The organism is Vibrio sp. TRT 29B02, assembly GCF_050113655.1.
Lineage (GTDB): Bacteria > Pseudomonadota > Gammaproteobacteria > Enterobacterales > Vibrionaceae > Vibrio.
On sequence record NZ_JBNJOJ010000004.1, the window covers coordinates 166897 to 181285 of the forward strand.

Genomic DNA, 14389 nt, shown 5'->3' on the forward strand with positions numbered 1-14389 from the left:
AAAACGATTCAAAAAGCCATGCAGACATCGCATGGCTTTTTTTGTACCCTAAACTCAATAAAACAGATAAATGGATAGAGTATAAAGTCATGTTAATTGTCGTTTCTCCTGCGAAAACGTTAGATTATGAATCTCCTCTGGCGATTGAGAAGTTTACTCAGCCGGAGTTAGTTGAATATTCCAAAGAGTTAATTGATGTTTGTCGCAAGCTGACTCCTGCAGATGTCGCCAGCTTAATGAAGGTCAGCGATAAGATTGCTGATTTGAATGTAGGCCGTTTTCAAGAGTGGAGTGAAGAGTTCACGACTGACAACGCACGCCAAGCAATTCTCGCGTTTAAAGGGGATGTGTACACGGGATTGGATGCGGAGTCACTAAGTGAAGAGGACTTTGAATACGCGCAAAAACATCTGCGTATGCTATCGGGTCTCTATGGTTTGTTAAAACCACTTGATTTGATGCAACCCTACCGTTTAGAGATGGGCACCAAACTCGCCAATGGTAAAGGGAGCAATTTGTACCAGTTTTGGGGTAATGTGATTACCGATAAGCTCAATGAGGCGATTACTGCCCAAGGTGACAATGTACTTATCAACTTAGCATCAAATGAATATTTTAAAGCAGTAAAACCTAAGTTGTTGGACGCGCAGGTGATCACGCCTGTCTTTAAAGATTGTAAAAACGGCCAGTATAAAGTGATCAGTTTTTACGCCAAAAAAGCACGGGGCATGATGGCGCGTTATATTATTGAGCAACGTATCTCTAGTGTGGCTGATTTAACGAAATTTGACACTGCGGGCTATTACTTCGTTGAAGATGAGTCAACACCAACAGAGTTAGTTTTCAAACGAGAAGAACAGTAATAGAAGGCACTGAAATGTTGAACTGGTTTAAGCGATGGTTAGCCAAGTATGATCAGTGGTGTTTGTCATTGGGATTGACACCAGAGCATAAACGTAGCTGTGTTCCTTACCGAAGTGAACCAGAACAGTCTTCAGTAGAAACTACCAAAAAGGCGCAGCGATGATGCGCCTTTTTGATACGCATTGCCACCTTGATTTTGAGTGCTTTTCTGAACACTTTGCTGACCATTTAGAAACGGCTCGAAGGCATCAAGTCGAGCGCGTCTTATTGCCTTCAATCGGCATGTCTAACTGGCAAAAAGTGATATCTCTTGCAGAGCACCACACCGGTGTCTACTACGCGCTTGGAATGCACCCTTTATTTTTAAATCAGCAAAGTGAGCATCAAGTTACCGAATTGCGTCTACTATTAGAACGGCAACAGGATTTATGTGTCGCGGTAGGAGAGTGTGGTTTAGATGCCATGATTGATGTCGACATGGAACTGCAAGAGCGGCTTTTCGTTCAGCAAGTCGAACTGGCTATCGAGTTTAAGCTACCTCTCATTTTACATAGCCGCAAAACGCATAACCGTTTGCTACAGATTCTTAAGCAGAAGCAGTTCAAGCTTGGCGGTGTATTGCACGGTTTTTCTGGTAGCTATCAGCAAGCAATGCAATTTGTCGAGTGCGGTTTTTACATTGGTGTGGGTGGCGTTATTACGTATCCGAGAGCGATGAAAACTAGGCAGGCTGTTGCGCAGTTGGCTGTTGAACATATCGTCTTGGAAACGGATTCTCCGGACATGCCATTAAATGGGCACCAAGGCAAGAACAATCATCCTAAGATGTTAGGTGAAATATTGTCCTGTCTCGCAAGCTTGAAAGGATTGCCAGAGCAAACGATTGCTGAAATCGTTTGGAAAAACAGCAATTTTGCCTTCAACATTTGTGAATAATTTCGAAAGAAATTGTTCATTTGGTGATTGTAGAACGCTTGAATGGTGATCTTGTTCACGTTAATGAGTGAACGCATGATGAATCTTATTAGAAACTGTGAGGACGGCATTACTTTATCAATGGACGGATGAGTATAATTGCCCCGCTTTTGAGCTCCATTTTGTAACACGCCAACAAATAACATATAAGGAAGTCATAAACTATGAGCCTGTTTATGAGCCTAGTCGGTATGGCAGTATTGCTAGGAATTGCATTACTACTGTCTGATAACCGCAAAGCTATCAATCTAAGAACTGTGGGTGGCGCTTTTGCTATCCAATTCATCATCGGTGGTTTCGTTCTTTACGTACCATGGGGTCGTGACCTACTAGCTGGCTTCTCTGCTGGTGTACAGAACGTTATCGACTACGGTAAAGACGGTACTGGTTTCCTATTCGGCAGCCTAGTTAACTTCTCTGTTGACGGTATCGGTTTCATCTTTGCTTTCCAAGTACTTCCAACGCTAATCTTCTTCTCTGCGCTTATCTCTGTACTTTACTACATTGGTGTAATGCAATGGGTTATCAAGATTCTTGGTGGCGGTCTACAAAAAGCACTAGGTACTTCACGTGCCGAGTCAATGTCTGCAGCAGCTAACATCTTCGTTGGTCAAACTGAAGCACCTCTAGTGGTACGTCCGTTTGTACCAAAAATGACTCAGTCTGAGCTATTTGCAGTAATGTGTGGTGGTCTAGCGTCTGTTGCTGGTGGTGTACTAGCAGGTTACGCATCTATGGGTGTACCTCTAGAGTACCTTGTAGCAGCATCATTCATGGCAGCACCTGGTGGTCTACTATTCGCTAAAATCATTAAACCTGAAACTGACACGCCAGATGAGAATCTAGGTGATGACATCGACGGTGGTGAGGACAAGCCAGCTAACGTTATCGACGCAGCAGCAGGCGGCGCATCAGTTGGTCTACAACTTGCTCTAAACGTAGGTGCAATGCTACTAGCATTCATCGGTCTAATCGCTCTAATCAACGGTATCCTAGGTGGCGTTGGCGGTTGGTTCGGTATGGAAAACCTAACTCTAGAACTTCTTCTAGGTTGGCTATTCGCTCCTCTAGCATTCCTAATCGGTGTGCCATGGGCTGAAGCAACAGTTGCTGGTTCGTTCATCGGTCAGAAACTGGTTGTTAACGAATTCGTAGCTTACCTAAACTTCGTACCTTATGTTGGCGAGAATGCTCAAGTTGTTGCAGCAACAGGTGCAGTAATGTCTGAGAAGACTCAAGCTATCATCGCATTTGCTCTATGTGGTTTCGCGAACCTTTCTTCTATCGCGATCCTACTAGGTGGTCTAGGTGGTCTAGCTCCAAACCGTCGTCACGACATCGCTCGTATGGGTGTTAAAGCGGTTTGTGCTGGTACGCTATCTAACCTAATGGCAGCGACAATCGCTGGCTTCTTCCTATCTTTCTAATTTAGTAAGCGAAAGATTATATAGACGCCGTTTTATCAAGCCCCGTAGTAACTCTGTTACTGCGGGGCTTTTTTATTTTTCGGCATAGTGAAAGCGTCAAAGGCATCAGCTATCAGCGAGTGCGTATCGCGACCACTGTACTGGAGAATATAGACCTTGGCACACTGTGATTACCGACGGTATGAGCGGAATGAGCCACAAGCCTAGGGTTGATTTAGGCTAGGGGATTCGCTGAGTTTGCCAGTGTTTGATACTGAGCAAACGTTAAGCAGAATCTTTTTTGAGATACAAACCGTTTGCGCTCTATGAGCCACTACAGTTCTACGACAAATAGCTATAATGTAGGTATCTATAGAAAGTAGGGTTAAACTTATGAACGAAGTTATCCTCGCAACCTTAGCGGGTTTTGTCGTTGGAGTCCTGTTTTCCGCCATCAAGCTTCCGGTACCTGCGCCACCTGTTTTGGCAGGCGTTATGGGCATCGTCGGAGTGTACTTAGGTGGTGTAGCCTATCAATGGATTATTGAAAGGTTTTTTAGCTAGCGATAATTAATACAAGGAGTATGATTGGCGCTGGCAGCAACTGACCGTTGCTTGGGTTAAAGCCCATATACGTTAGACACCGCAATCGTAGATTGTTGTGCCATAGACCAAACTGGTACTGTGCGGTGACAAGGATAGCAATTGGCATATTAAAATTCGCTGTATATGCCGAGTCTTCAAGGAACCAAGTCCGTTCATAAATGACTGCAGTTCTGCAAACGATGCAGAGCAGTAACTTTTTTGAATATTGATCGGAGATAGAAATGAGCGATTTAAAAGCAGCAGCACTATGTGCACTTAAACTAATGGACCTAACTACGCTGAATGATGATGACACTGATGCGAAAGTTATTTCTCTATGTCATGACGCAAAATCAGCAGTAGGTAACACGGCTGCAATTTGTATTTACCCTCGCTTTATTCCTATTGCTAAGAAGACGCTTCGTGAGCAAGGTACGCCAGACGTTCGCATTGCAACAGTAACAAACTTCCCTCACGGTAATGACGATATCGAAATCGCAGTTGCTGAAACAAAAGCCGCCGTTGCTTACGGTGCTGATGAAGTTGACGTAGTATTCCCATACCGTGCCCTAATGGCGGGTAACGAAGAAGTGGGTTTCGAGCTGGTTAAGCAATGTAAAGAAGCGTGTGGCGATATCCTTCTAAAAGTTATCATCGAAACGGGTGAGCTGAAAGAAGAAGCACTTATCAAGAAAGCATCAGAAATTTGTATCAAAGCGGGTGCAGATTTCATTAAAACTTCAACGGGTAAAGTGCCAGTAAATGCAACTCCAGAGTACGCTCGCATGATGTTAGAAGTGATTCGTGACATGGGCGTTGCACAAACTGTTGGTTTCAAACCAGCGGGTGGTGTGCGTACTGCGGAAGATGCGCAAGCATACTTAGCAATGGCTGACGAAATCCTTGGTGACAACTGGGTAGATGCTCGTCACTACCGTTTTGGTGCGTCAAGCTTGCTGACGAACCTACTTAATACATTAGAAGTAACAGACGAAACTGCAGATCCTGCAGCTTACTAATTCTAAATAGTCTGTCAGGTGGAGCAGTATTGATGCTGCTCCCCATTACCTCTTTACCTTACAACCATTGCTAAAAAAGCATGGGAGGATCTAATGTATTTACCTCAAGAAATCATTCGTAAAAAACGCGACGGCGAAATTCTTACTGCCGACGAAATTAACTTCTTTATCCAAGGTGTAGCGAAGAACACTGTATCTGAAGGTCAGATCGCAGCGTTTGCTATGGCTATCTTTTTCAACGAAATGACTATGCCAGAACGTATCGCACTCACTTGTGCAATGCGTGACTCTGGTATGGTTATCGATTGGAGCGACAAAGAGTTTGGCGGCCCGATTGTTGATAAACACTCAACCGGTGGTGTCGGTGATGTGACCTCGCTTATGCTAGGTCCTATGGTTGCTGCATGTGGTGGTTTCGTTCCGATGATCTCAGGCCGTGGTCTTGGTCATACGGGGGGAACTCTCGATAAGCTTGAATCGATTCCTGGCTACAATATCACGCCGACCAATGAAGTGTTTGGTGATGTTACTAAAGATGCTGGTGTGGCGATTATTGGCCAGACGGGTGATCTCGCTCCTGCCGATAAACGTGTATACGCCACTCGCGATATCACAGCAACCGTTGACAACATTTCTCTGATCACAGCATCGATTCTTTCGAAGAAACTTGCTGCTGGTCTAGAGTCGCTTGTTATGGATGTCAAAGTGGGTTCTGGCGCTTTTATGCCAACTTATGAAGCATCTGAAGAATTAGCTAAATCTATTGTAGCGGTTGCAAACGGTGCGGGTACTAAGACAACGGCAATCTTAACGGATATGAACCAAGTTCTAGCCTCCTCTGCTGGTAACGCAGTAGAAGTGCGTGAAGCTGTTCAGTTCCTGACTGGCGAGTATCGTAACCCGCGTCTTCTTGAAGTGACGATGGCGTCATGTGCTGAAATGTTGGTGTTAGCTAAACTCGCTGACAATACGGAACAAGCACGCGCTAAACTGATGGAAGTACTTGATAACGGTAAAGCGGCGGAATGCTTCGGTAAAATGGTCGCTGGTCTTGGTGGTCCTGCTGACTTCGTAGAAAACTATGATAGCTACCTAGATAAAGCAGAAATTATTAAGCCGGTTTATGCGGAACAATCGGGCGTAGTCTCTGCTATGGATACTCGAGCAATTGGTATGGCCGTGGTTGCGATGGGCGGTGGACGCCGAGTTGCAACTGATACGATTGATTATGCTGTCGGTTTCGATCATTTTATTCGTTTAGGCGAACAAGCTTCGAATGATAAACCTCTCGCTGTTATTCACGCACGTAGTGAAGAGCAATGGCAGGAAGCGGCAGATGCGCTGAAGAAAGCAATTACGATTGGCGGTGAGTACATTGCAACGCCAGAAGTTTACTGCCAGATTCGCGCGGAAGACGTTTAATTAAATTACACAAAGGCCTGCTTGCACCACAAATAGTCAAAGTTGAGTGGGCCTAAGGAAAGAGCAATGAAAAGAGCATTTATTTTAGTCCTAGACTCATTTGGCATCGGTGCAACTGCAGATGCAAAAGACTTTGGTGATGTCGGTTCTGACACCTTAGGTCATATTGCAGAGCAGTGTGAGAAAGGTTTAGCGGATAACGCAGAGCGTAGTGGTCCTCTTCGTCTACCAAACTTGTCTAAACTTGGTCTTGCGATGGCTCATAAAGAGTCGACAGGTAGTTTTGCTCCGGGCCTTGACGCTGATGCAGAAATCATTGGCGCTTACGGCCATGCTGCCGAGCTATCTTCAGGCAAAGACACGCCATCTGGTCACTGGGAAATTGCAGGTGTGCCTGTACTTTTCGACTGGGGTTACTTCACAGATAAACAAAACAGTTTCCCTAAAGAACTGACGGACCGAATCCTTGAGCGTGCAGGCTTAGATGGTTTCTTAGGTAACTGCCACGCATCAGGAACACAAGTTCTTGATGATCTTGGTGAAGAGCACATGAAAACAGGTCAACCGATCTTCTATACTTCGGCTGACTCAGTATTTCAAATTGCGTGTCATGAAGAGACATTTGGTTTAGACCGCCTACTTGAACTGTGCCAAATTGCGCGTGAAGAGCTGGAAGATTACAACATTGGCCGCGTTATCGCTCGTCCTTTCATTGGCCCTGGTAAAGGTCAGTTTGAGCGTACTGGTAACCGTCGCGATTTGTCAGTTGAACCACCTTCAGCCACTGTTCTACAAAAACTGGTAGAAGAGAAGCAAGGCAATGTTGTTTCAATCGGTAAGATTGCTGATATCTACGCTAACTGCGGCATCACCAAGAAAGTGAAAGCAACAGGTATCCCAGCGCTGTTCGAAGCGACTCTTGAGCAAATCAAAGACGCTGGCGACAACACTATCGTGTTCACTAACTTTGTAGACTTTGACTCTGCATACGGTCACCGTCGTGATGTGGCGGGTTATGCAGCCGCACTAGAATATTTCGATGGACGAATCAACGAAGTACTAGAGTTAATGGAGCAAGATGATGTTCTTATCCTGACGGCTGACCACGGTTGTGACCCAACTTGGCCAGGTACTGACCACACTCGTGAACACATTCCAGTGATTGTTTACGGTCCAAAAGTTCCAGCGGGCTCTCTTGGTCTACGTGACACATTCGCTGACATCGGTCAGACACTGGCGAGTCACTTTGGTATTTCGCCAATGGATTACGGTAAAAACTTCCTGTAATCCAAGCAGTTTAATTGAAAAATAGAGGGCTAGTCCCTCTATTATTTTGTCATTTCTAACTAAGGAAATTGAATCATGGCAACTCCACATATCAACGCAGAAATGGGTGCATTCGCAGATGTTGTTCTAATGCCGGGTGACCCGCTACGTGCTAAATACATTGCAGAAACCTTCTTGGAAGATGTTGTACAGGTATGTGACGTACGAAACATGTACGGCTTCACGGGCACTTACAAGGGCCGTAAAGTATCAGTAATGGGTCACGGTATGGGTATCCCATCATGCTCGATCTACGCGACGGAACTTATCAAAGATTTCGGCGTGAAAAAAATTATTCGCGTAGGCAGCTGTGGTGCAGTAAGCGAAGACATTAAAGTTCGCGACGTTGTTATCGGTATGGGCGCGTGTACTGACTCGAAAGTGAACCGTATCCGTTTCAAAGGTCATGACTTTGCTGCAATCGCTGATTACAAGATGGTTCGTGCAGCTGAAGATGCAGCGAAAGCTCGTGGCATTGAAGTAAAAGTAGGTAACCTATTTTCGGCAGAACTCTTCTACACGCCAGATCCTGAAATGTTCGATGTTATGGACAAGTACGGCATCGTAGGTGTTGAGATGGAAGCCGCTGGTATCTACGGCGTATGTGCTGAGTACGGCGCGAAAGCGCTAACCATCTGTACTGTTTCTGACCATATCAAGACGGGTGAGCAAACGACTTCAGATGAGCGTCAGACGACTTTCAACGATATGATGATCATTGCGTTGGATTCAGTGCTACTAGGTGACGCAGAGTAATTAAGAGCGGGCTGCGCCCTGCGAGAACTTAGAACGCTACGCTTCTAGATCGGACTTCGTCCTTCGAGAGGAGCTTGTGATGAGCGAGTCGAAAGTTGCAGGCAGTGCTGGCTAATCTTATAGTCTAATTATCTGATTTTAAAAGAAAAGGGTTGACATGGTGTGTCAGCCCTTAAAAATTTTTCTCGCTTACATATCCTTCAACAACAAATTCTCGCCTTTGTGTTTGTTAGGCTTACGTCGCACGATCAGTGTTAATAGAAGACCAGCGATAAAACTGAGTCCGACCATGGTATACATGTATCGATCACTCTTTCGGTAGTAGTGGTCAGAGAAAGCGGTCAGCTTGCCAGTTTCGAAGGTGATACGCACAAAACCGATCACAGAGCCGTCATGTAAAACCGGCTCAACGAGCTGCTGTTTACCGATACGTGCGGTTTCCAGAGGGGTATCAAGACCAAGCATTTCGCGCACTGATTTAGCTTGATCGCTGGCTGCTAGCTTTACACCCTCAGCATCATAAATGGTTGCATCAACAACCAGATTGTCTTTAGCCAGCTGATTGGTCAGTCTCAGTAGGCGCTCTTGATCCTGATTAACGATCATATCGCTAGCGGAAAGTGAAGCCTGTGAAATCAGAATATTGGTTAGCGTTTCTAACTGATTAGCCTGAATCTGTTCATTGCCCTTGGTTATTTTGACGCTGTTGATCGCGATAGACGCCACCATCGCAATTAAGGAGACAATTCCTAGCACCTTCATGGCCATTCGAAATGAGAATAGGGAGGTGTCCATTTTTCACCTAAATCGAGCTTAATTGTACTTTAGAGCATATTGAGACTTGCGCATCCAAATTGCAATAGGTTAACGTGATGGGAGATTTTATAGGAATTGCAAACATGGACACGTTGAAGACTCTCTCTATTCGTAAACATACCCCTTTAATTAACCGCTTACCTGAAACCCGACTAGCAACGCAATTTGACAAGGCGAAAGCTGGATGGGTCGTTTTTGCTGACTATCTATGCCCAGATCAGTTTAATGATATTGATTTCTTCGTCGGCTATAACAATGCCGTTGTTGATGTATGGAAAGTTGGAAACTACGAAGTTGCATTAATGGCAGGGGAGCTCACCGCAGAGCATGAGGAAATTTTACAAGCTCTGAAATTAGACTATTCCGCTCTGCATGATATGCCCGATTTGACTAAGCCGGGTTTGGTGGTACTCGATATGGACTCAACGGCAATTCAGATTGAGTGTATCGATGAGATCGCTAAGCTAGCAGGTGTTGGCGAGGAAGTGGCAGAAGTGACCGAACGTGCAATGCAAGGCGAGCTCGATTTTGAGCAGAGCTTGCGTCAGCGCGTTGCCAAACTTGAGGGCGCAGATGAATCTATATTGTCTGAGGTACGCCAAACACTCCCTTTAATGCCTGATTTGCCTGAACTGATCGGTACACTAAAGCAGTATGGTTGGAAGACAGCTATCGCATCCGGTGGCTTTACCTACTTTTCCGATCACCTTCAGCAGCGCCTTGAGCTAGACCATGCACAGTCAAATCAACTAGAGATTGTCGACGGCAAGCTAACCGGTAAGGTCGTTGGTGACGTGGTATCTGCACAGACGAAGGCTGACATCCTACTCGAATTAGCTGAGCAGTATGATATTGAAGCGCACAATACGATAGCGGTTGGTGACGGCGCTAATGATCTAGTGATGATGGAAACGGCTGGATTGGGTGTTGCTTATCACGCTAAACCTAAGGTAGAGCAGCAAGCAAGAAGTGCCGTGCGTTACGCTGGGCTGGGCGGCATAATCTGCATTCTATCTGCAATCCTAGTTAAGCAGAAACGGGTTAGCTTTAAGCCTCAACCTTAAAGAAAAGCGAGACATTGTCTCGCTTTTTTATCGAGTTAACTCCAGTCGGATTAAGACTTCTTCAGTGATGTCGATAAGTTCACCGTAGCCAACAATACTATGCATCTCTTTTTCTAAGCTTCGAGCTTGATGCATGCTGACTTGAGCCAGCTCGTTTAAGTCTTTGCGCACTAAAGCTGTTATCGGATCAAATACAGGGGCACCACAAATACGGATGGCATAAAACTCACCCATCGCTTGTGACTTTTTGATAAACATAATGCGTTCTTTGATATTGGCAAATTCACTGCTCAGCTTTGATTCGACAGATTGGATTCGAGTGCCGAACTTGACTGTCGCTAGGTAGAGTTCGTGGTATTGAGGCTCTGCACCCTCGATACGCTTCATGGGTTGTGCTAGCAGCGTATTGGTCCGTCCCTTATAGATTGGTGCTAAGGAGAAGCTCTTTTCATCGCCTAGTTTCGCTAAGATTGCGAGATAAGACTTGAGTGGATAGTTCACTCCAATCGCTTTAGGTCTGAGACTGCCCCCTTTCTTCTCTACGTAGAGAGGCGTGCTGACCATCTTATCGAGCAGGATGTTGTGTAAACCTTCCAATAGCTCATTACTTGGGAGCAACTCTTTTTTAGCGATGAGTTTATCTTGGTTGTGTTCGATTAACTTGCCGAAAAAGGTAATAGTCCGCATCATCTGGCTATCTTCAATGATGGCAAGTTGGAGCGTTTTTTCACCTGGGCTGACACGAATAATGGTGTATGGCACCACATCCAAAGGCAGCTTCTTGTCGTAAAGCTGAAGTTCTTTAAAGTTAATCGTACAAGTATCCCCGGCTTTTAAGCTGCACGGCTGTGTTAATGCGATGCTCATACCGTGTTTGGAAATATCGACACTGACGCCTTCAATACTTTGACCACTGGGATGTGAAAGCGTAATAGGGGAACGGAACTGATACCTAGGTTCTCTGCGTCGAGATTTTGCATCAAAGTAAACACAAGCAGGATTGCTTTCAGGGTTTCGAGCATGTCGAAAACGATTGAGCTCGTTGCTTGCGAGCTGAGGTTTATCCGTTAGCAGGTAGTCCTGTCGGCTACTTTCGTCGGCGATCTCTTGTAAGATACCGCAGTGAGTCAAAGACTCTGTTTCCAACTCACTGGAGTGGTTTGCCAGTGTTTGTTTTTCTGCTTCAGACAACTCAAACACAGACAGGCGGAATGCCTTCCAGCTCTCCTTTTTGGCTCCAATATGCCAAAACAACTGACGCAATTCGCGAGTCGCTTCCGGCATCATCATTGAGAAGAAGAGGGTTTTATCTTTATGCTCATGAGTGAACGAGTAAAGTACATTGTTACTGCCTCTCATGCCTTCAGCCGTTAGCTGCGTCATACGCTGTTCATGAAAAAGGCTGCTTAGTGTCTGTTGATTGCGCTCGTCATGCCAGTACTGCCAGATAGGCTGATTATTTTCCGTCATCAGTACGAGCTTAAGCTCATTGCCGCTAAAAAAGACAGGTAAGTTGCAAGTGTGTTTTAAATAGGTGTGCTCGAAACCTCGTGAACGAGCACGGATAATCTTGTCCTGATTGTCATGACGAGCTTTCTGCGTGTCACTTTTCACTACGTAGTCGATAACTTGTTCAATGATGTTTGACGTATCAAGCTTTAGTAGGCGAAGGAACTTAACCGCATCGTTTTCGTATGACTCATCAATCCCAACAATGCGATATGGGATCACGGAATCAATACCACCAATGTCGACATTTTTGCTCAGTTCTACTAGACGAACATCGATCACTTCACCGAGTTTGTAATCAAACGCGGAAGGGACTTTAAATTTAGCGCCTGAAGGTGAGAGATCGATGGTGACCGCGTGGACCACTTGTCTATTGGCCAACTTGAGTTCTATTTGAGAAGACAGTTTTAGGCGGTTCTCTTTACGCTTAAGATCATAGCCTAACGTGATTGCTTCGACGTTGATGCCATTCGTTTCTATGCTGACTTCAGTGCCTAGGGGCTTGCCACGCTTTTGCATGACGCGGAAATTATTATGGGTGTTACATAGCGCTTCCCAAACACCCTCAGTATACCCACCAAATTTACGGGTGTTCTTATGATAGGCGTTGAAAGCGACATCATCTAACCAGTGCTTGAGACCATCGAGTTCGTATTCGCGACACTCTCCCTTGACTCGTCCGCGTAAATCGATGGGTTTAGTGCAAGGCGCCATAACACGGTTAAGCTCCATTTTTACTAGGATCTTAACGGAAGGAGGATCCCCCTCTGTCATTTGACCGAGAAGATAATCGAAGTCTTCTGAGTGATAAACGGGAATTAGACGTTCCGCGAGAGAGAGTATTTCTGGCTGCTGCATATTTTTTGTTAGAGTATCCCTTACTCATTTCATATCGGCCTTGATATAAAGATCTTTAGTGATATGTTACTGCGAATCAAGTAGAGAAGATGATATAAGCTACTTCCGTCGTAGTTTATGTCACAAATACATAATTTAAGACCTGAGGTTACATGGCAAAAGCGAAAACAGCGTACGTATGTAATGACTGCGGTGCAGATTTCCCACGTTGGCAAGGACAGTGCAACGCCTGTGGCGCGTGGAACACTATCAGTGAAGTCCGATTGGCAGCATCTCCAAGTGTTGCTCGTAACGAACGTCTATCGGGATATGCAGGTTCAACTACGGAAACCAAAGTTCAGACACTGTCAGAGATCGATCTGCAAGAAGTCCCTCGTTTTACGAGCGGCTTTAAAGAACTCGATCGAGTTCTGGGTGGCGGTGTCGTTCCTGGGGCTGCGATCCTTATCGGTGGTAATCCGGGGGCTGGTAAATCCACACTGCTACTACAAACTATGTGCTATTTGGCATCACAAATGCCGACCTTATATGTGACTGGTGAAGAGTCACTGCAACAGGTCGCGATGCGCGCTTCTCGGTTAGGTCTGCCGAAAGATAATCTAAAAATGCTTTCGGAGACCAATGTTGACCGAATTTGTCAGATCGCTGAAAAAGAGCAGCCCAAAATTATGGTGATTGACTCTATTCAAGTTATGCATGTATCAGATGTTCAATCTTCACCAGGTAGTGTGGCTCAGGTACGAGAGTCTGCTACTGCGCTCACACGGTACGCTAAACAAAACAATGTCGCGGTATTTATCGTTGGTCATGTTACCAAAGATGGTACGTTGGCGGGGCCAAAAGTATTGGAACATATCATTGACTGCTCCGTATTGCTCGATGGCGGGGCAGACAGTCGTTTTCGTACTTTACGCAGCCATAAAAACCGTTTTGGTGCGGTGAATGAGTTGGGGGTCTTCGCTATGACGGGTCAAGGCTTAAAAGAGGTGAGCAATCCATCTGCAATCTTCCTTTCTCGCGGCGAGGAAGAGACGTCAGGCAGCTCGGTGATGGTTGTTTGGGAAGGAACACGCCCACTTCTTGTAGAGATACAGGCGTTGGTTGATTATTCACAGTTGGCCAATCCACGTCGTGTTGCTGTTGGTCTCGAACAGAATCGTTTATCGCTTTTACTTGCAGTGCTGCACAAGCATGGTGGTCTACAGATGGCGGATCAAGATGTTTTCGTCAATGTCGTCGGCGGGGTAAAAGTGACAGAAACCAGTGCCGATTTAGCGTTAGTGATGGCATTACTCTCTAGCTTCCGTGATCGACCATTGCCTAAGGATGTGGTGGTGTTTGGAGAAGTTGGATTGGCTGGTGAGATTCGCCCTGTTCCCAGTGGTCAAGAGCGACTTAACGAAGCCTTTAAACACGGCTTTAAGCGAGCGATAGTGCCTGCGGCAAATATGCCCAAAGGTGGTATTGCTGGAATGCAGATTCATGGGGTTAAAAAGCTTAGCGAAGCGATTGAAGCGTTTGATGAGCTTTAAACAGAGGGGCTTCGCCCTGCGAGAATCTAGAACGCTTCGCGTCGAGATCGGGCTGCGCCCTTCGAGAGGAGCTTGTGATGAGCGAGTCGAAAGTTGCAGGCAAAGCTGGATGAGATTTAAGCTTAATTGTATGAATTTAAAAGAAAAAGGTTGACGCACACTGTCAACCCTTCCAAGATTTTCTCGCTTCTCGCTTCTCGCTTCTCGCTTCTCGCTTCTCGCTTCTCGCTTCTCGCTTCTCGCTTCTCGCTTCTCGC

The 14389-nt window shown here is 45.6% G+C and carries 14 protein-coding genes; 11 read left to right on the plus strand and 3 right to left on the minus strand.

The window, feature by feature from the left end; translation table 11 throughout:
- Positions 1-89 precede the first annotated feature (89 nt).
- From yaaA to ACQEXT_RS04330, 5 genes are all read left to right on the plus strand, one after another.
- Positions 90-863, plus strand: coding sequence for a peroxide stress protein YaaA (gene yaaA, locus ACQEXT_RS04310; RefSeq protein WP_426950765.1), 774 nt, complete (start codon positions 90-92; stop codon positions 861-863).
- 14 nt (positions 864-877) lie between these two features.
- Positions 878-1027 (plus strand): DUF5363 family protein, encoded by a 150-nt coding sequence (locus ACQEXT_RS04315; RefSeq protein WP_331428432.1) that lies wholly within the window; start codon positions 878-880, stop codon positions 1025-1027.
- Complete coding sequence (locus ACQEXT_RS04320; RefSeq protein WP_426950776.1) at positions 1027-1800, plus strand: TatD family hydrolase; 774 nt, start codon at positions 1027-1029, stop codon at positions 1798-1800. Before ACQEXT_RS04315 ends, ACQEXT_RS04320 begins: the two co-directional genes overlap by 1 nt.
- Positions 1801-2003: 203 nt before the next feature.
- Positions 2004-3266, plus strand: coding sequence for a NupC/NupG family nucleoside CNT transporter (locus ACQEXT_RS04325; protein ID WP_426950766.1), 1263 nt, complete (start codon positions 2004-2006; stop codon positions 3264-3266).
- Between the two features lie 372 nt (positions 3267-3638).
- Positions 3639-3809, plus strand: coding sequence for a XapX domain-containing protein (locus ACQEXT_RS04330; protein WP_138973512.1), 171 nt, complete (start codon positions 3639-3641; stop codon positions 3807-3809).
- Here the strand turns inward: ACQEXT_RS04330 and ACQEXT_RS04335 are convergent.
- Entirely contained in the window at positions 3802-3957 is a 156-nt protein-coding gene (locus ACQEXT_RS04335; RefSeq protein ID WP_331418456.1) for a hypothetical protein, read from the minus strand. The two genes, ACQEXT_RS04330 and ACQEXT_RS04335, sit on opposite strands and share 8 nt — an antisense overlap.
- 115 nt (positions 3958-4072) lie before the next feature.
- Between ACQEXT_RS04335 and deoC the strand changes: the two genes are divergently transcribed.
- From deoC to deoD, 4 genes are all read left to right on the plus strand, one after another.
- Positions 4073-4849: a deoxyribose-phosphate aldolase gene (gene deoC / locus ACQEXT_RS04340; RefSeq protein ID WP_426950767.1), complete on the plus strand. Its 777-nt coding sequence runs from the start codon at positions 4073-4075 to the stop codon at positions 4847-4849.
- Between the two features lie 93 nt (positions 4850-4942).
- Complete coding sequence (gene deoA, locus ACQEXT_RS04345; protein WP_426950768.1) at positions 4943-6271, plus strand: thymidine phosphorylase; 1329 nt, start codon at positions 4943-4945, stop codon at positions 6269-6271.
- 66 nt (positions 6272-6337) lie between these two features.
- Positions 6338-7558: a phosphopentomutase gene (locus tag ACQEXT_RS04350; RefSeq protein WP_138973508.1), complete on the plus strand. Its 1221-nt coding sequence runs from the start codon at positions 6338-6340 to the stop codon at positions 7556-7558.
- Positions 7559-7633: 75 nt separating this feature from the next.
- Positions 7634-8353: a purine-nucleoside phosphorylase gene (deoD, locus tag ACQEXT_RS04355; protein ID WP_005473519.1), complete on the plus strand. Its 720-nt coding sequence runs from the start codon at positions 7634-7636 to the stop codon at positions 8351-8353.
- 189 nt (positions 8354-8542) lie between these two features.
- On the opposite strand, the gene ACQEXT_RS04360 is transcribed toward deoD, so the two are convergent.
- The gene (locus ACQEXT_RS04360; protein WP_426950769.1) at positions 8543-9148 is read right to left on the minus strand and encodes a YtjB family periplasmic protein; all 606 of its coding nucleotides are present in this window, start codon (positions 9146-9148) and stop codon (positions 8543-8545) included.
- Between the two features lie 104 nt (positions 9149-9252).
- On the opposite strand from ACQEXT_RS04360, the gene serB reads away from it, so the two are divergent.
- Complete coding sequence (gene serB, locus ACQEXT_RS04365; RefSeq protein ID WP_426950770.1) at positions 9253-10233, plus strand: phosphoserine phosphatase; 981 nt, start codon at positions 9253-9255, stop codon at positions 10231-10233.
- A gap of 27 nt (positions 10234-10260) precedes the next feature.
- On the opposite strand, the gene ACQEXT_RS04370 is transcribed toward serB, so the two are convergent.
- Positions 10261-12600 (minus strand): PilZ domain-containing protein, encoded by a 2340-nt coding sequence (locus ACQEXT_RS04370; protein ID WP_426950771.1) that lies wholly within the window; start codon positions 12598-12600, stop codon positions 10261-10263.
- 152 nt (positions 12601-12752) lie between these two features.
- On the opposite strand from ACQEXT_RS04370, the gene radA reads away from it, so the two are divergent.
- Positions 12753-14132 carry a DNA repair protein RadA gene (radA, locus tag ACQEXT_RS04375; protein WP_138973504.1) on the plus strand — a complete coding sequence of 460 codons (1380 nt, stop codon included), beginning with the start codon at positions 12753-12755 and terminating at the stop codon, positions 14130-14132.
- The last annotated feature ends 257 nt before the right edge of the window (positions 14133-14389 follow it).